General features: G+C 71.7%; 20 protein-coding genes. 8 read left to right on the plus strand and 12 right to left on the minus strand.

Annotated elements, in window-relative coordinates:
• Nucleotide 1: 1 nt before the first annotated feature.
• The gene (locus tag AB0368_RS34610; RefSeq protein WP_366158247.1) at nt 2–961 is read right to left on the minus strand and encodes an alpha/beta hydrolase; all 960 of its coding nucleotides are present in this window, start codon (nt 959–961) and stop codon (nt 2–4) included.
• On the minus strand, nt 961–2,985 hold the full coding sequence (locus AB0368_RS34615) for a Daple (RefSeq protein WP_366158248.1): 2,025 nt from the start codon (nt 2,983–2,985) through the stop codon (nt 961–963). The genes AB0368_RS34610 and AB0368_RS34615 overlap by 1 nt, the downstream gene beginning before the upstream one ends.
• A 155-nt stretch (nt 2,986–3,140) precedes the next feature.
• On the opposite strand from AB0368_RS34615, the gene AB0368_RS34620 reads away from it, so the two are divergent.
• The 3 genes from AB0368_RS34620 (at nt 3,141) to AB0368_RS34630 (ending at nt 6,189) form a co-directional block, all read left to right on the plus strand.
• Nucleotides 3,141–3,803, plus strand: a complete 663-nt coding sequence (locus AB0368_RS34620; protein ID WP_366158249.1) for a TetR/AcrR family transcriptional regulator — start codon at nt 3,141–3,143, stop codon at nt 3,801–3,803.
• A 37-nt stretch (nt 3,804–3,840) separates the two neighbouring features.
• Nucleotides 3,841–4,065: a DUF3107 domain-containing protein gene (locus AB0368_RS34625; RefSeq protein WP_366158250.1), complete on the plus strand. Its 225-nt coding sequence runs from the start codon at nt 3,841–3,843 to the stop codon at nt 4,063–4,065.
• A gap of 273 nt (nt 4,066–4,338) precedes the next feature.
• A complete protein-coding gene (locus tag AB0368_RS34630; protein WP_366158251.1) occupies nt 4,339–6,189 on the plus strand; it encodes a DEAD/DEAH box helicase in 1,851 nt (616 codons plus the stop codon).
• Between the two features lie 48 nt (nt 6,190–6,237).
• Here the strand turns inward: AB0368_RS34630 and AB0368_RS34635 are convergent, their stop codons facing one another.
• Together AB0368_RS34635 and AB0368_RS34640 are read right to left on the minus strand one after the other, a co-directional pair.
• On the minus strand, nt 6,238–6,531 hold the full coding sequence (locus AB0368_RS34635; RefSeq protein WP_366158252.1) for a DUF2470 domain-containing protein: 294 nt from the start codon (nt 6,529–6,531) through the stop codon (nt 6,238–6,240).
• The gene (locus AB0368_RS34640; protein WP_366158253.1) at nt 6,528–7,169 is read right to left on the minus strand and encodes a biliverdin-producing heme oxygenase; all 642 of its coding nucleotides are present in this window, start codon (nt 7,167–7,169) and stop codon (nt 6,528–6,530) included. The genes AB0368_RS34635 and AB0368_RS34640 overlap by 4 nt, the downstream gene beginning before the upstream one ends.
• 84 nt (nt 7,170–7,253) lie before the next feature.
• Here AB0368_RS34640 and AB0368_RS34645 point away from each other — a divergent pair, with 84 nt between their 5' ends.
• Complete coding sequence (locus AB0368_RS34645; RefSeq protein WP_366158254.1) at nt 7,254–8,420, plus strand: SAM-dependent methyltransferase; 1,167 nt, start codon at nt 7,254–7,256, stop codon at nt 8,418–8,420.
• Here AB0368_RS34645 and AB0368_RS34650 read toward each other — a convergent pair.
• From AB0368_RS34650 to AB0368_RS34660, 3 genes are all read right to left on the minus strand, one after another.
• Entirely contained in the window at nt 8,413–9,393 is a 981-nt protein-coding gene (locus tag AB0368_RS34650; protein WP_366158255.1) for a hypothetical protein, read from the minus strand. The two genes, AB0368_RS34645 and AB0368_RS34650, sit on opposite strands and share 8 nt — an antisense overlap.
• A complete protein-coding gene (locus tag AB0368_RS34655) occupies nt 9,386–9,598 on the minus strand; it encodes a heavy-metal-associated domain-containing protein (protein ID WP_366158256.1) in 213 nt (70 codons plus the stop codon). The genes AB0368_RS34650 and AB0368_RS34655 overlap by 8 nt, the downstream gene beginning before the upstream one ends.
• A 175-nt stretch (nt 9,599–9,773) precedes the next feature.
• Nucleotides 9,774–10,076 carry a metal-sensitive transcriptional regulator gene (locus tag AB0368_RS34660; protein ID WP_366158257.1) on the minus strand — a complete coding sequence of 101 codons (303 nt, stop codon included), beginning with the start codon at nt 10,074–10,076 and terminating at the stop codon, nt 9,774–9,776.
• Between the two features lie 95 nt (nt 10,077–10,171).
• On the opposite strand from AB0368_RS34660, the gene AB0368_RS34665 reads away from it, so the two are divergent.
• Nucleotides 10,172–11,362, plus strand: a complete 1,191-nt coding sequence (locus AB0368_RS34665) for an NlpC/P60 family protein (protein ID WP_366158258.1) — start codon at nt 10,172–10,174, stop codon at nt 11,360–11,362.
• Between the two features lie 99 nt (nt 11,363–11,461).
• Here the strand turns inward: AB0368_RS34665 and AB0368_RS34670 are convergent, their stop codons facing one another.
• Nucleotides 11,462–13,618 (minus strand): DEAD/DEAH box helicase, encoded by a 2,157-nt coding sequence (locus AB0368_RS34670; protein ID WP_366158259.1) that lies wholly within the window; start codon nt 13,616–13,618, stop codon nt 11,462–11,464.
• A 126-nt stretch (nt 13,619–13,744) separates the two neighbouring features.
• Here AB0368_RS34670 and AB0368_RS34675 point away from each other — a divergent pair, with 126 nt between their 5' ends.
• On the plus strand, nt 13,745–14,143 hold the full coding sequence (locus AB0368_RS34675) for a hypothetical protein (RefSeq protein WP_366158260.1): 399 nt from the start codon (nt 13,745–13,747) through the stop codon (nt 14,141–14,143).
• A gap of 250 nt (nt 14,144–14,393) precedes the next feature.
• Here AB0368_RS34675 and AB0368_RS34680 read toward each other — a convergent pair whose 3' ends face one another.
• Complete coding sequence (locus AB0368_RS34680) at nt 14,394–15,677, minus strand: MFS transporter (RefSeq protein WP_366158261.1); 1,284 nt, start codon at nt 15,675–15,677, stop codon at nt 14,394–14,396.
• A gap of 190 nt (nt 15,678–15,867) precedes the next feature.
• Between AB0368_RS34680 and AB0368_RS34685 the strand changes: the two genes are divergently transcribed.
• Both AB0368_RS34685 and AB0368_RS34690 read left to right on the plus strand, forming a co-directional pair.
• Complete coding sequence (locus AB0368_RS34685; protein ID WP_366158305.1) at nt 15,868–17,169, plus strand: potassium transporter TrkG; 1,302 nt, start codon at nt 15,868–15,870, stop codon at nt 17,167–17,169.
• Nucleotides 17,162–17,830, plus strand: coding sequence for a TrkA family potassium uptake protein (locus AB0368_RS34690; protein ID WP_366158262.1), 669 nt, complete (start codon nt 17,162–17,164; stop codon nt 17,828–17,830). The genes AB0368_RS34685 and AB0368_RS34690 overlap by 8 nt, the downstream gene beginning before the upstream one ends.
• On the opposite strand, the gene AB0368_RS34695 is transcribed toward AB0368_RS34690, so the two are convergent.
• The 3 genes from AB0368_RS34695 to AB0368_RS34705 form a co-directional block, all read right to left on the minus strand.
• Complete coding sequence (locus tag AB0368_RS34695) at nt 17,827–19,512, minus strand: serine/threonine-protein kinase (protein WP_366158263.1); 1,686 nt, start codon at nt 19,510–19,512, stop codon at nt 17,827–17,829. The genes AB0368_RS34690 and AB0368_RS34695 overlap by 4 nt on opposite strands.
• Nucleotides 19,513–19,597: 85 nt before the next feature.
• Entirely contained in the window at nt 19,598–21,103 is a 1,506-nt protein-coding gene (locus AB0368_RS34700; RefSeq protein WP_366158264.1) for a fused MFS/spermidine synthase, read from the minus strand.
• Nucleotides 21,104–21,134: 31 nt separating this feature from the next.
• On the minus strand, nt 21,135–22,148 hold the full coding sequence (locus AB0368_RS34705; RefSeq protein ID WP_366158265.1) for a hypothetical protein: 1,014 nt from the start codon (nt 22,146–22,148) through the stop codon (nt 21,135–21,137).
• Nucleotides 22,149–22,151: the final 3 nt, after the last annotated feature.

Consider the following 22,151-nt stretch of genomic DNA (forward strand, 5'->3'; position numbering starts at 1 on the left):
CCTATCCCACCGGGGACTTGACGTCCTCGAGCATGCCCACGACGGCCCGGGCGACCAGCCGCGGCACCTCCATCTGGGCGACGTGCCCGACGCCGGGCAGGATCAGCAGCCGGCTGTCCGGGACCACCTTCGCGACTTGCGCCGGCACGCGCGGGTCGACCAGCCCGTCCTTGAGGCCGCCGATGACCAGCGTCGGCGCGGCGATCCGGGCGGCGAGGCGCCACTGCGAGTTGACGCCCGGCAGGTACGCCCGCAGGAAGCTCGACACCAGCCCCCGCATCGTGCCCAGGTAGGCCTGCGGGTAGTGGGCGACCGTGTAGCGCAGCTTGATCTCCTCGATAGCCTCGGCGCGGCGCTGCGGGCTGACCTTCCTGGTGTCGCCGAAGCAGGCGAGCAGCACCTGGTCGGCCATCTCCTCGACGGTCATCCGCGCCATCCCCCAGGCGAGGATCCGGTGCGCGCGGGGCAGCGCGAGCAGCGGCAGCACCGGACCCTGGGCCGTACGCCGGGGGTCCAGGAACGGCATCGCGGGGCTGATCAGCGTGAGGGTGCGTACCAGGTCCGGGCGGAGGGCGGCGACGCGTACGGAGATCGACCCGCCGAGCGAGTTGCCCACCAGATGGACCGGGCCGCGACCGGCGTACTCCAGGTAGCCGATGAGCCGGTCGGCGAACGCGGCGATGGAGTAGCGCCGGTTGGGGTCGCTGTAGCCGAAGCCCGGCAGGTCCACGGCCTGGCCGTCGAAGCGGTCGGCGAGCAGCGCCGCGAGGTCGGTGAAATTCTGCGACGAGCCGCCGAGGCCGTGCACGTAGACCGCCGGTTCGGCATCGGGCGCGGCGCCCGGCGTGTCCCGGACGTGCAGCATCGCGCCGTTGATCATGACCCGGCGGGCCGGCCATGGCGGCGGCACGACCCCGTCCGGCGGCAGGACCTCGTCCGCCGCAAGCTTTGCGCCCTTCATCAGGACAAGAGTGCCTCGATGCGCCGGTTGACCGCGGCGAGTGTGGCGCGGACCATCGCGTGCCGGTCGTCGCCCGTGACGACGGCCGAGCCGGCGAGCTGCTCCACCCAGCCGTCGGTGGCGAGCAGGACCACGACCACGGCCACCTGCATCGACCCGAACGGTACGGCCGCCGCATGCTCGACGAAGCACTTCGCCGGCCCGTCGGCGTGATCGGAGTGGGCGAGCAGCTCGTCCACGGCGTTCGCGGTCGCCATCGCGCACAGCCGCAGCAGGTAGCCGTCGATCGCCGGGCCGGTGGCCTCGCCCGAGGCGACCTGGCCGCTGACGGTCAGGCGTACGCGTACGGTCGCCTCGCTGCCGAACGTGTTGACCTGCACATTCTCGATCATCACGCGCGGGCCGGGGCGCTCGCCGGGCTCCAGCAGCGGGCGCGGCGGGGCGGCGTCGAGGCCGGTCGGCACGTTCTCGGTGGACGGGGGCGGTGCCGGCGCCGGCCGGCCGGCCGGGTTGGGCTGCGCCGGGACGTACGGCGCCGGCTGAGCCGGGACGTACGGCGCGGACTGCCCCGGGGAAAACGGCGCCGGCTGGTCCGGGGCGAACGGCGCGGGTTGGACCGGCGGCGGGGCGGAGGGCTGGGCGGTCACCGGCGGCACCGGCCGGGTCGGCGCCTGCCCGGGCGCGGTCGCGCGGCCCGCGGGTGGCGCCGAGCGCGGGGCCGGGGACGGCGGGGCAGAGCGCGGAGCCGGCGCGGGTGGCGCCGAGCCGGGCGCGACCGGCGGCGGGCCCTGCGGGGGCGCGCCGAGCGGAGACGCGCCCTGCATGGCGGCGTCGAGTCCCATCCGGTCCTGCAGCAGGCGCGCGACTTGGCGGCTCACCTCGGCCGGGTCGGCGCCCTCAGCGAGGTCCAGCCGCAGGCTGTGTGCCCCGGCCGGGGTGGTGCGCAGGGCGGCGTCGCGCACGCCGTCGACCTCGCGGACCGCCTCCAGGATGGCGTTGACGTCGAAGCCCTCCTGCCGTTCCCGCGACGACAGCACGTCACCGCGGCGCAGGTGCGTCGCGATGCGGGCCAGCGCGGGGGTTTCGGCCGAGGGCTCCACGGACGGCGGCTCCGGGACGGTGGGCACGTCCGGCTGGGCCGGGACGCGCTGGGGCAACGCGGAGAAGGGCTGCTCCCCCGTGTCGCCGGCGCCGGGATCGCCGGCCGGCCGGGCCGGAAACGCCGGCTGCGGAGGCTGGTACGGCAACCGGCGCGGGAAGCTGGAGGGATCGTACGACGCCCGGGCGGTCGTTTGATCACCGGCTCGCGCGGCCTCGGTGGTCTCGGAGCCGACCCGGGGCAGGCCCTCGGCGGGCGTCGGCGGCTCCAGGGCGTGGCGTGCGGACTCGGGCGCGGACCAGTCGGGGCGGCGGCCTCCGGGGGTGGCGGGGCGTACCGCAGGGAAGGGCCGCTCGGCCGGAAGCGCCGCACGCTGCTGGCGCGTGTCGTCGAGGTCGCCCTCGTACGGATACGGCGGGGCGCTGGAGGGCAATGCCGCCTGACCGTTCGCGCGCAGCAGCTCGGGAGCGAGCGGGTCGGGGCGCTCCGGCGGCTCCGCGGCCAGGGGCGGCTGGTTCTGCCGGGGTTCGGTGCCGTTCGGCGACAGGTGCGAGAGCAGGTCCTGATAGCGGGCCCGGCTGTCGGACCAGCGTGGCGCGGCGGCGTTATCGGTGCGGGGCTGCTGGGCATCGTCGGCCGGCGGTGCGGGCGAGGGCGGGGCGGGGGTGAACGGCGGCGGGGCGGCGAACGGACGGATGTCACCCGACGGGGGGTCAGTCGGAAGGGGACGCCGGGTGAACGGCCGCACCTCGGTGCCGGGCCGCCGCCAGGCCGGGATCTCGGTTTCGGGGTCCAGCGCCGCCCCCGCGTTCGACCAGGGGCTTTCCCGCGCAGCCCAGCCGTTCAACAGGGTGCGGTCGCGTGACTCGGCCCCGGAACCGCCGTCCGCGGTACCAGCGTCACCGGAATGCCCTGTTTCGTCCACCACGCGCTCCTCGCTTGCCCCACGCTGAGGCTACCGTGTGGTTGCAGTGGCGATAAGTTGCAGCGTCGCGACAATTGCCCGCCCGGAACGCGACAGGCGACGATCCGGGCAATCCGCGTTGCTGCGCGCGGTGAAGAAGCTCGGAGGTTGTTGACATGACCGCTGCGTCCGGCGGGGCACAGACGGCGGGGCGCCCCACGCGCCTGCCTCGCTCCGCGCGCCGTAAGCAACTGCTGGCCGCCGCGCAGCAGATCTTCGTGGCCCAGGGCTATCACGCCGCCGCCATGGACGAGATCGCCGAGCGGGCCGGCGTATCCAAGCCCGTGCTCTACCAGCACTTCCCCGGCAAGCTCGAGCTCTACCTGGCGCTGCTGGACACGCACTGCGACGCGATAATCGCCAAGGTACGCGGCGCCATGCTCGCCACGCCCGACAACAAGGAGCGGGTCAAGGGTGCCGTACGGGCGTACTTCGACTTCATGGACCACGAGAGCGAGGCCTTCCGGCTCGTCTTCGAGTCCGACCTGCGCAACGATCCGCAGGTGCGCGAGCGGGTCGAGCGGGTGGAGCAGGGCTGCATCGCCGCGATCACCGACACGGTCGTCTCGGACACCGGCCTGAGCCAGGCGAAGGCCGAGCTGCTCGCCGCGGGCCTGGTCGGCGTCTCCGGTCAGGCCGCGCAGTATTGGCTCGCGACCGGCCGCCGGGTCGACAAGCAGGAGGCGGAGGCGCTGGTGGCGGCCCTGGTCTGGCGGGGCATCGCCAGCTTCCCGTTGCAGGGTGAGTCAACGCCGGGAACGCCTGGAGAAATCGGCTAGCCTTCATGTCGGAAGACTGCTGAGAGGGAGGACCCCCGTGGAGGTCAAGATCGGCGTGCAGTACGCCTCGCGCGAGCTGGTGCTGGAGAGCGCGCAGACGCCGGCCGAGGTCGAACAGGCAGTGACCGAGGCGATGGCCAAGGACAGCGTCCTGACCCTGGCCGATGAGAAGGGCCGCAAAGTGATCGTCCCGATCGCCAAGGTCGCCTACGTGGAGATCGCCGAGAGCTCTAGCCGGCCGTTCGGCTTCACCACGCGCTAGCGCACGTCGCCTTCAGGGGGTCCCGCCGGGGCCCCCTGAAGCATCTGTTTCGGCACGGTCAATCTCGGCCTGAGGTGCGAAATCCCTCCGTCGGGTAGACTTGCGTCCGTCGCCGCCACGTCGATCCGTCCCAGTCTGTTCGCACGGCCGGGAAACGATCGCCGCGGCGACGCGCGTGCGGCCCGTGAGCTCTTCTCGCGTGTGGCCCGCGCTCTACCCAAACCGCGCCCAGGACTTCGACGGGCGCACCACGAGAGGCACCCGTAGAACTCCATGACCGACATCCCGAACAACGACACAGAACCCGCTCTGGTACCCGTCCTGACCCGCGCCCCCGTCCGTGCCGACAGCCCCACCTTCGCCGAGCTGGGCGTGCGCGCCGAGACGGTGGAGGCGCTGGCCGCCGCCGGCATCACCCGGGCCTTCGCGATCCAGGAGTACGCGCTCCCGATCGCGCTGCGCGGCACCGACCTCATCGGCCAGGCCCCGACCGGCACCGGCAAGACCCTCGGCTTCGGCCTGCCCATCCTCGAACGGGTGACCGCACCCTCCGAGGGCGCCGACGGCCTGCCGCAGGCCCTGATCGTCGTCCCGACCCGCGAGCTGGGCCTGCAGGTGGCCCGCGACCTCGCCGCCGCCGGGGCGACCCGCGGCGTCCGGGTGCTGCCGATCTACGGCGGCGTGGCGTACGAGCCGCAGGTCGAGGCGCTCAAGAAGGGCATCGAGATCCTCGTCGGCACCCCCGGCCGCCTGCTCGACCTCTCCAAGCAGAAGCAGCTCAAGCTCAGCGGGATCAAGGCTCTCGTCCTGGACGAGGCCGACCGCATGCTCGACCTCGGCTTCCTCGAGGACGTCGAGAAGATCCTGGCCATGCTCCCGGAGCAGCGCCAGACGATGCTCTTCTCGGCCACCATGCCGGACCCGATCGTGGCGCTGTCCCGCCGCTTCCTGCATCACCCGGTGACCATCCACGCCGGTCACACCTCGGAGAGCGGCCCGTCTCCGCTGACCAAGCAGGTCGTCTACCGCACCCACCCGCTCAACAAGCTCGAGATGGTGGCGCGCATCCTGCAGGCCCGCGAGCGCAGCCTCACGATGATCTTCACCCGGACCAAGCGCGCGGCCGACCGGGTCGCCGAGGACCTCGACTTCCGCGGCTTCGCGGTCGCGGCCGTCCACGGTGACCTCGGCCAGGGCGCGCGGGAGCGGGCCCTGCGCGCGTTCCGCGCGGGAAAGATCGACGTCCTGGTCGCCACCGACGTCGCCGCCCGCGGTCTCGACGTCTCCGGCGTCACCCACGTGATCAACTACGACTGCCCGGAGGACCCGGACACCTACACCCACCGCATCGGCCGCACCGGCCGCGCGGGCGCGACGGGCGTGGCCGTGACCTTCGTGGACTGGGAGGACATGCCGCGCTGGGTGCTCATCGACAAGTCGATGAACCTGGGCATGCCGCAGCCGCCGGAGACGTACCACACCTCCGCGGCGCTCTACGCCGACCTGGACATCCCCACCGACATCTCGGGCACGCTGCCCACCGCCGAGCGCAACCGGGCGGGCCTGGCTGCCGAGGTGGAGGAGGACCTGGGCGGCCGGCGCCGGGGCAGTGGCCGGGAGTCCACCCGCCCGCGCACCCGCGACCGTTCCCGCGACCGCGGCGGCGACGCCGCACCGCAGAGCACCGGCCCTTCGGAGGAGACGTCCGATCGTCCGCGCCGGCAGCGTCGTCGCAGCCGCGCCGGAGAAGGCGTCACCGGTACGGACACAGCGCCGGCCGCCGACACCGACTCCCCCGCCGGCACGGGTTCCACCGGTGACTCCGGGTCTACGGGCGACTCCGAGTCGCCGAGGGCCGGCACCCGCTCCCGGAGCCGCAGCCGGTCTCGCACCGAGTCCCCGGCTTTCTCGGACGCCGCCCCGGTCTCCTCGGACGCCGCCCCGGTCTCCTCGGACGCCGCCCCGGTCTCCTTGGATGCCGAGCCGGGCGACGCACCGGACGGCGGCAGCACCCGTCCCCGCCGGCGCCGCCGCCGCGGTGGGCACGGAAGCGACGATGCCCCGGCCTCGGGCGAGATGACCGGCGGCTCCGACGCCGGCGTGGGCGCCGGAGCGCAGGACTGAGCTGACGACGAGGGCGCCTCACCACCCGGTGGGGCGCCCTTTCGCTGCTCAGTGCCGGGGTTCGACGCCCAGGGCGGCGCAGGCGTCCCGGTACATGCGCACCGCCTCACCGCGTACCTCGCGGCGTTCGGTGAGCCGCCGCTGGAACGGAATCCGCACCGGCACCGCGATGTCGTTCACGGTGGCCTCGAAGTCCATCCCGTCGGCGTCCACCCCCGACACCCGCGCGGCGCTGGCCGTGCTGACCCCGCCGAGACCGCGCACGATGAGCACGTTGTCCTCGGCATGGTCACCGTTCATGTGGCGCGCGATCTGCTCGACGACGTCCGGCGTGAAGGTCATGACGCCCACCTCTGCTGCAGATCGTCCAGCACCGCGATGTTCAACCTGTACGCCTCCACGACCTCGGCCAGGAGTCGCTCCTCGTCCTCCGGTGACAGAGCCGCCGCGTCCAGCAGCTCACGGTAGCGACTTCGGAACTCCGGCGGCGAGATGCCCTCGAACACGAAGAACCGGTGCCCGGCGCCGTCCAGCCCGTACGCCCGCGCGATCGCCGGACCGAGGTACTGCCCGCCGGACAGGTCGCCCAGGTAGCGGGTGTAGTGGTGCGCGATGAAGCCCCAGGCGTTGTCGAAGGCGACGGCCCGCAGGCGCGCCCGGTATTCGCGGGTGGCCGGAAGCTGAGCCGGCTGCTCATGGCCGCCCAGTTCGGCCACGTCCTCGCTGAGCGCGGGCAGCCGGGTCAGCTCCGGGAAGACGAACGCGCCCGCCACCGGGTGGCCCGCCATCGCCACCGCCGCCTGCTCCAGCGTCTCGTAGATGAACCAGTGCTGGACGGCGAGGTCCGCGTACGCGGCTCGTGGCAGCGTGCCGGCGGCGAGCCGGTCGAGAAACCCGCTGCCCTGAGCGGCATCGTGCTCGGTACGTGTTCCGGTCCGCAGCCGGGTGGAGAGTCGCGCGGGAGGATCGGCCAACGTCATGCAGCACCTCCATGCCTGGTTAGGCGAGCCTAACAAGTCCCGCCGGATCGCGGTTCCCCGAAAAGCCGGGGGCAGAATGGTGGGATGCCCCAACCCCTGGACACCGCCCTCTCCGAGGTTCGCGAGCTGGTGCTCGGCCCCACGCTGACCCGCGCGGTCGCGGCCGGCCGGCGCCGCGGCCCGGCCCCCTCGGTGACCCGAGCCGAGCTGCGCCCGGTCACCCTGAAGGCGGGCCGCCGGCTGCAGCTCGTGACGGACGACGGCACCCGCCCGTACACGAGGAATCTCGCGGTTGACGAGGCCGCGGCGGCGATCGACGCCCTGCTGGCGGAGCCGTTCGGCAACTGGCACGTCGAGACCGAGACGGCGACGGTGCAGATCCGGATCACCAAGAAGGGCGACGCCCAGGTGCACCGGTCCGGCGCCCCGGCCGCCCGCGAACCGCGCCTCCCCGGCGATCGCGATCCCGCCCGGCCGCTGGACCACGACCGGGCCAAGCAGTGGCTGCTCGACCCCGGCGATCCGCTCTTCGGCGTCATCGGCGGCAACGCGGCCAAGCGACGCCAGGTGGACGCGTTCCTGCGGGCGCTGGCCGCCACGCTGCCCGAGGAGCTGCCGTCGCCGCTGCGCGTCGTCGACCTGGGCTGCGGGAACGCCTACCTGACCTTCGCGGCTTACCGCTATCTGACGGACCGCGGAGCGAACGTCCGGGTCGTGGGGGTCGACGTCCGAGAGGATCAGCGGGTACGGAATTCCGCCGTCGCCGAGCAATTGGGCTGCGCCGACACCGTACGGTTCGTCGCGGGCACGATCGAGGACGCGGTCGTCGACGAGGCGCCGGACCTGGTCCTGGCCCTGCACGCCTGCGACACCGCGACGGACCAGGCGCTGGCCCGGGCGGTGCGCTGGAACGCCCGCTGGGTGCTGGCGGCGCCGTGCTGCCACCACGACATCGCCACCCAGCTCAAGGGACACCCGGCCCCCCGGCCGTACGCGGAGATCACCCGGAACGCGATCCTGCGGGAGCGCTTCGCCGACGTCCTCACCGACTCGCTGCGCTCGTCCCTGCTGCGGCTGAACGGCTACAAGGTGGACGTGGTCGAGTTCGTGGACTCCCAGCACACACCCCGCAACCTGCTCCTGCGAGCCCGCCACACCGGCGCCACCGCCACGGACGCCCAGCGCGACGAGTACGAGACGCTGACCGCCCAGTGGGGCGTGACGCCGGCCCTGGAGAAACTCCTCAGCTGACCACCGCACTGAAGGCCGCGGTGTGGATTTTCCCCGCCACCTGGAAGTCGAAGAACAGCCGATACCGCCCCGGCCCCGGCGCAGCCAGCCAGAACTTCACGGCGCCGTCGGTGAGCTGGGGCTCCGGGTGCACGTGGACGTAGCCGACGTCGCCCTCACGAAGCACGACCAGATGCCCGTACGCGCCCAGGTAAGGCTCCAGCGTCGCGGGCCGGCCGTCCGGGCCCCGTACCGTCATGAGGATCGGCTGGGTCGTGGCGGTTTGCGGCGTACCCGCGTACTGAACGCTGAAGCCGTCAGTGGTCACCTCGGTGACCGGCGCGGGCAGCCCGACCGGCGCGTAGTTCCCGGCGACCGTGAGGTCGACGCCCAGGGTGACCGGGGTCTGCTGCCCGCCGACGATGGCGGTGAAGTCGGCGACGGCCCGATAGCTGCCCGGCTGAGCGAGCCGAAGGTCGACACCCCAGGTGCCGTCGGGCGCCATGACCGGATGCAGATGCTGATAGCCGGTGAGGTCACGGCGAACAACGACCAGATGCAGCGGCTTGTCATGCACGACGGCATAGGTGGTGACCGCCGCACCGCCGGCAGCAGTGATCTTGAAGCGCAGCGGCTGAGTGCGACCCGCGGTGAAGGCAGAGGTCACGGGCTGGAGGGTGAGGCCGCTCGCGGTCACCGAGAGACCGCCGACGGACTGCGCCGAGCCCCCGGAAACCTGGGTGACGGTCCCGTCGGCGTTGTGCACATGCGGCGCGGCGCCGGTGTCGTCATGGCTTGCCATCGTGGGGTTGGTTCGCACCTTCTCCACGGAGTTGTTTTGCACCTTCTCCACGGAGTTGTTGAGGCGGCCGATGCCGTACCCGGCGAAAAGCACGACGACGAGGACGGCGCCGAAGGCGGCCAGCTTGAACCCGGCGCCCCGCTCGGCGGCCTGGGTGTCCGCGGGAGGGGCGTCTTCGAGCAGCTCAGGCATCGGCGAGCTCGTATCCGGCCTCGTCGACGGCGGCGCGCACGGCATCGTCGGGGAGGGGGCCGGCACTGGTAACGGTGACGGCGCCCGTGGGGAGGTCGATCTGGACGTCGTCGACGCCGGGGAGTTGCTTGAGTTCGCCGGTGACGGCTTGGACGCAGTGGCCGCAGGTCATCCCGGTGACGGTGTAGGTGGCGGTGACGGCCATGGCGGTCTCTCTCGTTTCTCTCGTCTGTTCTCGTTCGTTTCGGGCGTCTGTTCTCGTTCGTTTCGGGCGTCGGGGCTTCCCCGCTCTTCCCCCGGCGTCTCCCGGGCGTCTCCCGGCGTCTCCCCGGCGTCTCCCGGCGGCTCTCAGGCGCTCCCCGGGCGGGTTTCGGGTGGCTTCAGGACCGGACCAGGCGGGCGATCGCGTCGGAGGCCTCTTTGACCTTGGCGGTCGGGTCGCCCGCTCGGGCGGCGTCGACGACGCAGTGCGCGAGATGGTCCTCGAGAAGTCCGACCGCCACCGCGTGCAGAGCGCTCTTCGCGGCGGAGATCTGCGTGAGAACGTCGATGCAGTACGTGTCCTCGTCGACCATCCGTTGCAGGCCGCGAATCTGTCCCTCGATACGACGCAGCCGGCCGAGGAGAGCGGCCTTATCCCCGGAGTAGCCGTGCGGGCCGGGGTGTTCGTGCTCGGTGGTCATGGAGGCCATCATACCCCCCACCGGTATCCACCACCCGCCGGGTCATTTCCGATCTTGCGCGTGGCTTTTGAGAGTTTTGCGTCGTTAGGTGCTCTGTGTCGTCTACCGTGACCGCCCGAGCCGCCATTGTCGCGCTGATGTCGGCGCTGCTGCTCACGGGCTTCCAGACCCCAGCTCCGGCAGCCGCTGCCTTCCACGCCCACCGGCTCATCACCGCGGCCGCTCCCTTCCGCGCTGACCGCTCCGCTGCCGCCTCCTTCCGCGCTGACCGCCTTGCCGCTGCCGCTCCCTTCCGCGGTGACCGCGTTAGCGCTGCCGCTCCGCTTCGCGCTGACCGGCTTACCGCGGCCGCCCTCGGCGCCGTCCGCGCCGACCGCCTTGCCGCAGCCGCCTTCCGTGCCGACCGCCCGACCGCCGCCGAGTTGGACAAGCACATCGCCGCCGCCTCGCGCCGGCTCGAGGTGGTCGTCGAGCAGTACAACGACTCGCGCGAGGACCTCCACACGACACAAGTCCGTATCTCGCACCTCAACAGCCGGCTCGGGCCCATGACCCGCGACCTCGAACAGCAGCAGGTGCTCGTGGACGGGTTGATGTCGAACACGTACCAGCGAACCCGCACCGGCCCGACGGTCGCCCTCTTCGCCTCCGACGAGCCTCATGAGTTCGTCGACAAGTTGCTCGTACTGCACCAGCTCGCATCCTCGGAACAGCGAGCCACCGAGGCGCTGCGGCGGGCCCAGTCGAGGGTCAACGGCACCCGGCAGATGCTCAACGCCCTCGCCGATCAGCAACGTCGCCAGCAGACGCAACTCAACACCCGCAGGGCCACCGTCAAGGGCGAAATCGTCGCCCTCAAACAGATGCGAGTCATCGCGTACGGCGGAGGCAGCCGCTACACGGACATGGGCGACATCCCCGTCCCCGACTACGTCCCCGGCCCCGCCGGACAAGCGGTGGCATTCGCCTTCGCCCAACTCGGCAAGCCCTACCGTTGGGGCGCGGATGGCCCCCGCGCGTACGACTGCTCGGGCCTGACCCTGGCAGCATGGCGCACCGCCGGGGTCGATCTCCCCCACAACGCGGCCCGCCAGTACGCCTCGACCGCTCACATCGGCAGGGGCCGACTCAAGCCCGGGGACCTGGTGTTCTTCTACGGACCGATCAGCCACGTCGGGATCTACATCGGAGGCGGCAAGATGATCCACGCCCCCGAGTTCGGCGAGAACGTCCGCGTGGCGAGCATCGACTCCCAACCCATTGCAGGCTTCGCCCGCCCGGCATAAGGAGCCGCCGCCCACGAGCCGCTGAGCGTGGCCAAAAGCCAAGACACCACCCGGCCACCGGGCCGCCCGCGCCACGGCCCACCGATGCCCTCTGGCTGATCAGCCGGCGATTGCCAGAGCCATCGGCAACACCCCCGAAGCTCCCGCCCGCCGGAGCGCCCGCCCCGCCAGCACCATCGTCCACCCCGAATCCACGAGGTCGTCCACCAGCAGAACCGGCCCGCCGAGCCCGCCCAACGCCTCCCCCACCTCCGCCGGAACCGTGAAAGCGTTATGCAACGCCAGGACCCGTTGCGCGCTGTTGCCCCGCGGCCCGCCGTCACTTCTGTGGGACGACGTGAGCATGCCCAGCATCGGCAACCGCCCCACCGTCGCGATGTGGCTAGCCAGGCTGGCGACGAGCACCGAATGCCGCCGCGAGGCCACTCCCACCACTCCGGCCGGCCGCTGCTGCCAGGCGTCGTCGGCGTGTGCCCAGCCCTTCAACACCTCGACCACGGCGGCCGCCAGCTCGTCCGGGATCGGGGCGTCCGCCGCCTCGGGGCTGACGAGCGCGCGGAGTCTCGTACCCCATCCTTGATCCGAGAGGCGACCCACCGCACGGCCCGGGAGGATCTGCTCGGCCGGAGGGATCTTGCCTTTGAGGTCGACGCCGACGGTCGCCATGCCGGTCGGCCACAGTTTCTTCGGAGCGATGTCGACGCCCGCGCGGCCGAGGAAGGCGTTGGCCGCCGCCAGCGACTCGGGCGAGACCTCCGTGTCGAACTGCGGCGCTGCGCACGTGTCGCAGCGACCGCACGGCTGGGCCGCCGGGTCGTCGAGGCAGCGGCGGAGGAACTCCATGCGGCACATGGTCGTGTCCGCGTACTCGACCATGGTCTGCTGCTCGGCGGTTCTGGCCTCCGCGACGCGGCGCAGGCGTGCGGTGTCGTATGTCCACGGCTCGCCGGTGGCGATCCAGCCGCCACGGGTGCGGCGGACCGCGCCGTCCACGTCGAGGACTTTCAGCATCAGTTCGAGGCGGGCGCGGCGCAGGTCGACGATCGGCTCGAGCGCCTGCGTCGACAGCGGGCGGTCCGGTGACAGGGCGGCGAGCACCGCGCGGACCTGGTCCTCGGGCGGGAACGCCAGGCTTGCGAAGTACCGCCAGATGGCGGCGTCCTCCTGGCCCGGCAGCAGCACCACCTCGGCATGCTCCACGGCACGGCCCGCGCGGCCGACCTGCTGGTAGTAGGCGATCGGTGACGGCGGCGCGCCGAGGTGCACCACGAACCCGAGGTCGGGCTTGTCGAACCCCATGCCGAGCGCCGACGTCGCGACCAAGGCCTTGATCTTGTTGTCGAGCAGGTCCTGCTCGGCGGCGCGACGGTCGGCGTCCTCGACCTGCCCCGTGTACGAGGCGACAGTGAACCCCCGTGTCCGCAGGAACTCGGCGGTCTCCGTGGCCGCGGCGACCGTCAGCGTGTAGATGATCCCGGAGCCCGGTAGCCGGTCGAGGTGGTCGGCAAGCCACGCCAGCCGGCGCGCGGGGTTCGACAGCTCCAGCACGGCCAACCGCAGCGAGTCACGGTCGAGGGTGCCCCGCAGCACCAGGGCATCCCCGAGCTGGTCGGCGACATCGGCGGTCACGCGGGCGTTGGCCGTGGCGGTGGTCGCGAGAACCGGTGTACGGGAGGGAAGCCCCGCCAGGAAGGTCCTCAGCCGCCGGTAGTCGGGGCGGAAGTCGTGGCCCCAGTCGGAGACACAATGCGCCTCGTCGACGACGAGCAGACCGGTGCCGGCCGCCAGTCCGGGCAGCACGTTGTCGCGGAAATCGGGATTGTTGAGCCGCTCGGGGCTGATCAGCAGCACGTCCACGGACCCGCTGCGGATCTCCGCGGTGATCTCGTCCCACTCGTCGAGGTTGGCGGAGTTGATGGTCCGCGCCCGGATCCCGGCGCGCGCGGCGGCCTCGACCTGGTTGCGCATCAGCGCGAGCAGCGGCGAGACGATCACGGTGGGGCCGGCGGGCGGCTCGCCCTCCTCGGCGGTCACACCGTCCCGCAAGAGCGCGGTGGCGACGAAATAGACGGCAGACTTACCCCATCCCGTACGTTGAACGCACAGCACCCGCCGCCGGTCGACGACCAGCGCCTCGATCGCGCGCCACTGGTCCTCGCGCAGCACGGCATGATCGCCCGCCAGCCTCCGGAGCACCTCCTCGGCGCACTCCCGGACGGCCGCCCGCTCCGCTCCGCTGACTGCCTCTTGCGTCATCTCCGCCACGACCGCATGTCTACCAGCCCGGTCCGACAGGATGCCGGTTATCCACAGGCACGTCCGTTGTCCACAGGCTCGAGGATTTCGTAGACCGGATCCGGAGGTCGGTGGCAGCGTGAAGGCATGACGAAGTCGATCGCCGAAAAGCTGCTGATCAAGCCGAACACCACCGTCTGGTTGTCCCACCCGGCCCATCTGCCGCTGCTCACCCCGATGCCGGAGGGCGTCCGCGAGGTGGACACCCCGCAGACGGCCAGCACAGCGGTGGTATTCGCGGACGACGCGGCGAGCGCGCGCAAGCTGATGGAGGAGCACGCGGAGAAACTCAAGCTGCCGGCCGCCGTCTGGGTGGCGTATCCGAAGGGCAACAAGGCGGACATCAACCGCGACACCCTGTGGCCGATCGTGGCGGACTTCGACATGCGCCCGTGCGGCCAGGTGGCGATCGACGACCGCTGGTCTGCCCTGCGCTTCCGCCCCAACAAACCCGGCGAGGGCCGCTTCACAGGCGGAGCGAACTAGGACGGCTTCCGTCGAGTCCATGCGCGCTGAGGCCCTGAGCGCCTCCGACGCTCACCTCGCCGTGGACGTGAGTTTGCCGGTCCCGTCGAGGCGTGGATCGAGTCGGCGCGCAAGGATCTCAAGACTCACACTGGCCGGCGCATCGCCGAAGCCGCCGTCACCGTGTCGCCGTTTGCATGGCGTGATCGATAACAACTAGTGCGGGGGGTGCGGTGCCAGACGCCACCGCACCCCGCCCACCGAGGGGCAATCAGCTCGGGACCGGCTCCCGCAACGCGGCCGTCGCCCGACCGAGGGGACGCCACGTGAGCACCACGACGACACCCATAGCCATCGCCGCGCCCCGGAAGACCGGCACGATGCCGAATGCCTGCGCAAGCGCGCCGCCGGCCAGCGAGCCGAGCGCCGCACCGCCCAGGTCCAGGAGCGAGTACGCCCCGGTCACCCGCCCGTACAGGGACGACGGGACGGCCCGCTGCCGGAGCGTCCACACCACCGTCCCCCACACCATCGTGTGCACGCCGAAGGCCACGATCATCGCCGCCGCGGCCAGGGGTGTCGTCGTGGCTGCGAGGGTCCCGTGCAGGGCGACCTCGACGAGCAGTCCCGCTCTCAACAGGACCCCCGCCCCCACCTTCCGGATCAGCCGCGGTGCCAGGACGCTGCCCAGCAGGCCGCCCACCGCGAAAGCCGTCAGCAGGAACCCGTAGCCGACCGAACCGAGGCCCAGCCGGTCACGCGCGTAGAGGACGAAGGTGGCGAACGCAGCGCAGTACACGAGGTTGCCGCAAGCCATAGCCAACGCAAGCGTGCGGAGCAACCGATGCCGCCACAACCACCGAACCCCCTCCGCGATCTCCGAACGAAGAGACCGCCGATCCCGCAACGACACCGAGCCGGAAGAGACCGGCACCGAGCTCGGAGAGACCGGCGCCGAGCCGGGAGAGGCCGAGGGCCGCCCCACCGGAAGAAGGTGGATCAGCAAGGCCGCTACCACGAAAGCCGCCGCCTGCAAGCCGAACGGAGCCGCCGCCCCCGCCACGAACAACCACCCACCCAAAGGCTTGGCCGCGAACTGGTTGATCACGGTGAACGCCGCTCCCAACCACGCATTGGCCACCGGCAACCGCGACGCCGGCACCAGCGCCGGCACGAACGCCGAAGACGCGGTGTCCGCCAACGTCTCGCAGGTGCCGAGCACGAATACCACCCCGTACACCAGCCAGATCGACAGTGCTGAACCCAGTACGCAGACGACCAGCACACCCAGCACCCCAGCGCGGATGAGGTCGACCGTGACGACCAGGCGCCGGCGGTCCAGCCGGTCTGCCCAGGCGCCGCTGATCAGTGCGAACAGCAACCAGGGCAGCTGCTGTGCGAACGCCGCGCCGGCCACCGCGGCCGGGTCGGGCGTCAGTGATGCGATCAGGAGCGGTCCGGCCACGAGGGCGACGCCGTCGCCCAGGTTGGCGATCGCGGTGGCGCTCCAGAGTTTGACGAAGTCCGGGCCGAGACCCGGATGAAGGGCACGCAAAAGAAACTCCTCGACGACGAAGCGAACGAGGAGCGGGCACCACACCCGTCCTCGCTAAAGGGCGAAGACCGTCGCCATGTCGAGTTGCATCACGCACCCTTTCTGCCGGGTAATGAAGGACCTTAGCCAACAAGATCGGGAGGTTCCAGCGGTGCGTGCTCGTTCGCCGTGGCGCTACCCGGCGCGCATCGTGCCGATCGCTTTCCTCGGGGCCATCGCCGTCGGGACAGCGCTCATGATGGTTCCTGCTGCGCGGGCTGAGCCAGGGCATGCGCCGTTCGTCACCGCGCTGTTCACCGCCACGAGCGCTGTCTGCGTCACCGGGTTGTCGGTGGTCGACACTCCGACGTACTGGTCGGGCTTCGGCCTGGTGTTGCTCACCGTGCTGTCCCAGATCGGCGGTTTCGGGATCATGACGCTGGCCACGCTGCTCAGCCTGCTGGTGTCGCGGCGGCTGGGGTTGCGGAGCCGGTTGCTGGCTCAGGCGGAGAGCGCGGGGCTCTTCGGCGGGAACATCGGGGGCGTGCTGATCCGGGTCGCGCTGCTCATGTTCGCGTCCGAGGCCGCCATCAGTGTGGTGCTCACCCTGCGGTTCTGGCTGGCGTACGACTATCCGTTCGGGCGGGCCGCGTGGGAAGCCGTTTTCCACGCCGTGCAGGCCTTCAACAATGCCGGGTTCGCGCTGTACCCGGACAGCCTCGTGCGGTTCGTCGGGGACTGGTGGATCTGCGTACCGCTGGCCCTGGGTGTGCTCGGCGGCTCGATCGGCTTTCCGGTGATTTTCGAGCTCGCGCGCGAGTGGCGTACCGCTGGATTGTGGTCGACCCACACCCGGCTGACGGTGTGGGGCACCTTGCTGCTCAGCCTGTTCGGCTTTCTCGTCTTCCTGACTTTTGAATGGAGCAATCCGGGGACGCTCGGTCCGCTGAGTACCCCGGCGAAGGTTCTGGCCGCCTTCACCCAGGACGTCATGACCCGCTCGGGCGGCTTCAACAGCATCAACCTCGGCGCGATGAACACCGAGACCATCGCCGTCACGAACGGGATGATGTTCATCGGCGGGGGCAGTGCCAGCACCGCGGGTGGCATCAAGGTGACGACGTTCCTGCTGCTCGCCTTCGTCATCTGGGCGGAGATCCGGGGCGAGCCCGATGTGGTCGTCCGCAAGCGGCGGATCGCGGAGGAGACGCAGCGGCAGGCGATCACGGTCGCGTTGCTCGGTGTGGCCCTGGTCGGGGGCGGGACGCTCGCACTGATCCTGTTCACCGACGACGTGCCGTTCGACCGCGCTCTCTTCGAGGTGACGTCGGCGTTCGCCACGGTCGGGCTGAGCACCGGCATCACGCCGGAGCTGAATTCCGCCGCGCAGATGGTGCTGGTCGTTCTCATGTACGTCGGCCGGGTCGGCACCATCGCGGTCGGCACCGCGATCGCGCTCAACACCCGTCGCCGGCTCTACCGCTATCCGGAAGAGAGGCCCCTCGTTGGCTGACAAGGAAGCAACCGACAACGTCGTCGTCGTGGGACTGGGCCGCTTCGGCGGTGCGGTCGCCGATTCGCTCCTGAACCTCGGCCACGAGGTGCTCGGCATCGACTCCGATCCGCGGATCGTGCAGGACTGGTCGGACCGGCTGACTCATGTGGTCGAGGCGGACGCGACCGACACGGACGCGCTTCGCCAGCTCGGCGTCCAGGACTTCTCCCGGGCCGTGGTCGGCATCGGCACCAACCTGGAGACCAGCGTGCTGACCGTGCTCACCCTCGCGGAGGTCGGCGTCCAGGAGATCTGGGCGAAGGCGACCAGCGTCAAGCACGGGCAGATCCTGTCCCGGGTCGGCGCCGGGCACGTCATCTTCCCCGAGTCGGAGATGGGCGAGCGGGTCGCGCACCTGATCACCGGCCGGATGCTCGACTACATCGAGTTCGACGACGGCTTCGCCATCGCGAAGGTCCGGGCGCCACGCGAGGCCGTGGGCCGGTCGCTGGCCGACATCGGCCTGCGCAGCAAGTGGGGGGTCACGGTCGTCGGGACCAAACTGCCGGGCGAGGATTTCACGTACGCGCGTCCCGAGACGATCGTCGCGAGCGGCTGCATCCTGATCGTCGCCGGCAGCACATCCCAGGTGGAGCAGTTCGCGGCGGCAACGGCCTAGATGGCCACCGAGAAGCCGCCCTTGGGCTTCTCCGCCGGAGGTTTGGCGCGGTCTTTCTTACGGGGCGTCGAGTCCGAAGTCGACGGTGGGGCGACAGTCGGCGGCGGGGGCGGTGCGGCGATCACCGCGCCGAGGACCTCCACCTGGCATTGGTGCCCGTTGAGCAGGAACGAGAGCGGGAGGGGGTTGCTGACCCGGTAGCTGCCGCTGAGCGTCACGCTGGCCGAGCGGCCCGGCCGCAGCTCGACGCCCTTGCTGGGGCGCAGCACCAGCCGGCGGCCCCGCTGGGAGAGTCGTTTCGGCGCCACGGTGAGCCGCTGGCCGCCGGCGAACAGGAACTCGAGGCGCCATCCGGTGAGCGCGTGCTCGCCGGTGTTGACCACGGTGAGCTGGGCGCCGAAGTCCGTACCCGTGTCCCGCTGCACCCGGTAGCGGACCTTGCAGCCCGTACCGTGCGGGACCACCGCTCCCTTTCCGGCGCCCGCCGCCGCGGCCTGGGCGGTGCCCGCGTCGGCCGGCTCGCGGGTCGCGGACCACACCAGCCCCACGGCCGCGATCAGCACGAGCGTCGCCACCGCGGCCTGGACGCGGTGCCGGGCGGCGAGGACCGCCTGCCCGAGGCGGCCTCCGCTGAGCAGGTCGCGGGCCAGCACTCCGCCGCGGAACAGCCCGCCACCGAGCGGCACCGGGCCGCCGATCCGCAGGGCCCGCGCGACGCGCCACCCGGTTCGCAACCGCAGGCGGCGCTGGCGCGGGCGGGGCTCCGGATGCGGCGTCGGGCGGAAACCCGCCAGCACGGGCGGCGTGTCCGGGGCCGCGACCGGCGGGATGATCGGTTGCAGGCCCACGAGCCCGGCCAGGACGGCCGCGGCCTCGTCCGCGCCCGGCCGGTGCTCCGGCCGCTTGTCGAGGCAGCGCAAACACAGGTCGGCAACCTCGGGAGGCATGCCGGGCAGCTCCGGTACGGGCTCAGGATCCGCGTACAGGTGCGCCCGCAACGCCTCGGTGGTGGTCTCGGCGGGCCACGGCAGGCGGCCGGTGAGCAGGCGGTAGAGGAGCAGGCCCAGCGCGTACACGTCGGCGGCCGGCGCCACCTGGCCGCCGCCCAGCCGCTCGGGGGCCAGGTAGGCGGGGGTGCCGAGCAGGCTGCCGTCCGGTGCGGCGTCCCGCTGGCCGGCGAGGGCGGAGATGCCGAAGTCGACGAGCTTGGCGCCTGAGCCGGTGAGCATGATGTTGGCGGGCGTGACGTCGCGGTGCACGATGCCGCGGGCGTGCGCGGTGGCCAGGGCGGACGCCACCTCGGCGACGACCGTCACCGCGCTGCGCCACGGGAACGGGCCTTCGCGGCGCAGCCGGGCGGAGACCGGTTCGCCGTCGTTGAGCTCCATGACCACGTACGGGACGGTGACGTTCTCGTCCAGCGGTGACTCGCCGAAGTCGAAGACCCCGGTGATGTGCGGATGGCACAGCCGGGCCGCGGCCAGCGCCTCCTGCCGCAGCCGCCGCCGGAACGCCGCGTCGCCGGCGTGTTCGGGGGAGAGCACCTTCACCGCGACCGGACGCCCGAGGACCTCGTCGTGGCCCCGCCAGACGACCGACATGCCGCCGGTGCCGAGTCGTTCGATCAGGCGGTACCGGCCGCCGACGTGGCCGTCCTGTCTCCCGGTCGCCAGCCACCCCATGTGCCGATTGTTGCCCGAGGGACGGCCCTGCCAGGGGGCGTCGGACAAATACGTCTCCCCAGGCGTTTTGTCCAGATCAGCCTGTTCAGCCGGCCAGCAGCTGGTCAACCGGTGCGTAATCGTCGGTCAGGACCCGGGCGTCCCCGACGAAGGCTTCGAGGGCGGTTCCGGACACCAGTTCGACCGGCTCGTCCACCAGATCGAGGTGGGCGCGGATCTCGTCGAGCGCCAACGGCGACCGGGACGCGACGATGACGAAGTTGGCGCCGATCTGGCCCGCCAGGGCGGCCTTCGGCGCGATGACGGCCACGTGCGGGAAGACGTCGGCGACCGTGGCCAGTTCCGCGCGGATGAAGCGGTCCGGCGGGTAGTCGATGACGTTCTGGGCGTACAGGCCGCCGTCGCGCAGGACGCGGGAGATGTCCGCGGCCGTCTCGCGGGTGGCGAGGTGCCACGGGACGACGAGGTGGCCGAACGCGTCGCCGACCACCATGTCGTACGCGCGGTCGGCCTGCCGGGCGAGGCTGACGCGGGCGTCGCCGACCTGGACGCGCAACTGCGGTCCGGTGGTGAGCCCCAGTTCCCGCCGGTCGAGGTCGACCAGGCCGCCGTCCAGTTCCAGGACCAGCTGGTTGCTGCCGGGACGGGTCTTCGCGACGTACTCGGGCACCGTGAAACCGCCGCCGCCCAGGTGCAGGGCGTCGATGGGGGCGCCGCCGGTCTTCTGGATGTCGACGAGGGCGCCGATCCACTGGACGTACGCGAACTCCAGGTGCGTCGGGTCGCCCAGGTCGACGTACGAGTGCCGCGCCGAGTTCAGCAGCAGCGTCCGCCCGCCGGCCCGCTTCGGGTCGGCGTCGACGCGGGCGCAGTGGTACGCGGTCTCGATGTCGCACGGCGTCGGTGCCGTGGCGCCCAGCCCGGCCCCGAAAAGCCCCACGGTGACGAGCACGGCCCTGGTCCGCGGCTTGCCCGGCAGAACCAGGTCGGGGTGGCGCCGGTGCAGCCACCAGCCGAGGCCGAAGCCGGCGAGGGCGAGCAGCGCGGCGAGGGTCAGCACGATCCAGCTGCTGGGCATCGCGGCGACGAAGATGAAGCCGGTGCCGAGCGTGGCGGTAATCGCACCGAGGGTGCCGAAGCTGGAGAGCCGGCCCACCACCTCGCCGGTCCGGCGCAGGTCGCCGAGTTGGAGCTTCACGGTCAACGGCGTGATCGTGGAGAGCAGGAACGCCGGCAGGAAGACGGCCAGCGCGGCGAGCAGAAGTACCGCCGGGGCTGCCCCTCCGCGCAGGATCTCCCCGCCCCAACGCACCAGCGGCAGGGTGATCGCCGTGGTGATCGCGGCGAGCAGCAGCGCCGGGGAGAGCAGCAGCCGGGGGTCGTACTTGTCGGCGAGCCGGCCGCCGAGCCAGGTCCCGTACGCGATGGCCGCCAGCGAGATGCCGATCACCGAGCTGCTGACCTGCAGGGTCACGCCGACGTACGGCCCGACCAGGCGCAGCGCGACGATCTCGAGGACGAGGACGGCGCCGCTGGCGAAGAAGACCAGCGCGGTCGCGAGCGCGGACGGCAGGGCCCGTGGGGATTCCATCGGCGGAATGCTACCGACGGGACCGTCCGATCTACAGGATCGACAGGTGTACGTGGTTGGTGTGTGTCGCCGCCGGTCCGCCCGAGCCGCTGTACGACCGCCAGCCCGTGTTCGGCAACCAGATCTGCCGGTACCAGATCACGTACATCACGCCGAGACGACTCGCGTTGCGCACGAAGTAGGCGGCCAGGTTGTTGCCGTACGTACGGTCGCTGCCGCTGGCGTTGACGTTCTCGAAGCCGCCGGGCGCGGCGGCGAAGTCGCAGGCCCGGCCCTTGGGGTGCTCGCCGGACTCGCGGTGGCTGAAGCAAGACGTGTAGTGCTTGAACCCGGCCGCCCTCGCCTGCTGGTACGCGTTCAGCAGCCGCGGCGTGATGCACCCGGAGGTGGTCGGGTCGTTGATCGTGCACGTCTCCCGGGGCCACGAGCCGTCGGAGTTGCGCGGCGCCGCCCTGGCCAGCGGCGAGTTGGCGTTGATGAAGCCGCCGGCGACCGCGCCGCCACCGGCCGCGGCGAGGGCGCTCTCCGCCTGCTGCTTCTTCTTGGCCAGCACGGTGACCTGCTTCTGCTGCTCCTTGATCTCGTTCTCGATGGCCCGGGTCGCCTTCTCGGCGAGGGTCACCGCGTCCTTGTACTGGGTCAGGGCGTGACCGTCGACCTGCGCCATCTGGTCGAGCCGCAGCATGCGGTCCATGAACGCGTCCGGCGAGCTGCTGTTGATCAGCATCGCCATGGTGCTGAAGCGGCCCTGCCGATAGGAGCGATTGGCGATCTCCTTGACCCGCCCGTCGAGCACCACGGACTTCTCCTGCGCCTGCTTGAGGGTGGCCTTCAGCTGGACCTGCCGCTTCTTGGACGCCTCGAGCTTCTGCTGGGCCTGCAGATGACCCTTGGCCGCGGACTCGAGCTGGGCGCGCAGGGTCTTGCTGCCGCCCTCGTCGTCGCCGCCGGGTGCCGCGTGTGCCGGGGGCGCGACGAGCAGCACCAGCAGTGCCGCGAGCAGTGCCAGGGCGTGCTTCGCCCGGCCAGGAAGTGTCGCCGCCACGAT

The organism is Actinoplanes sp. NPDC051475, assembly GCF_040689425.1.
Lineage (GTDB): Bacteria > Actinomycetota > Actinomycetes > Mycobacteriales > Micromonosporaceae > Actinoplanes.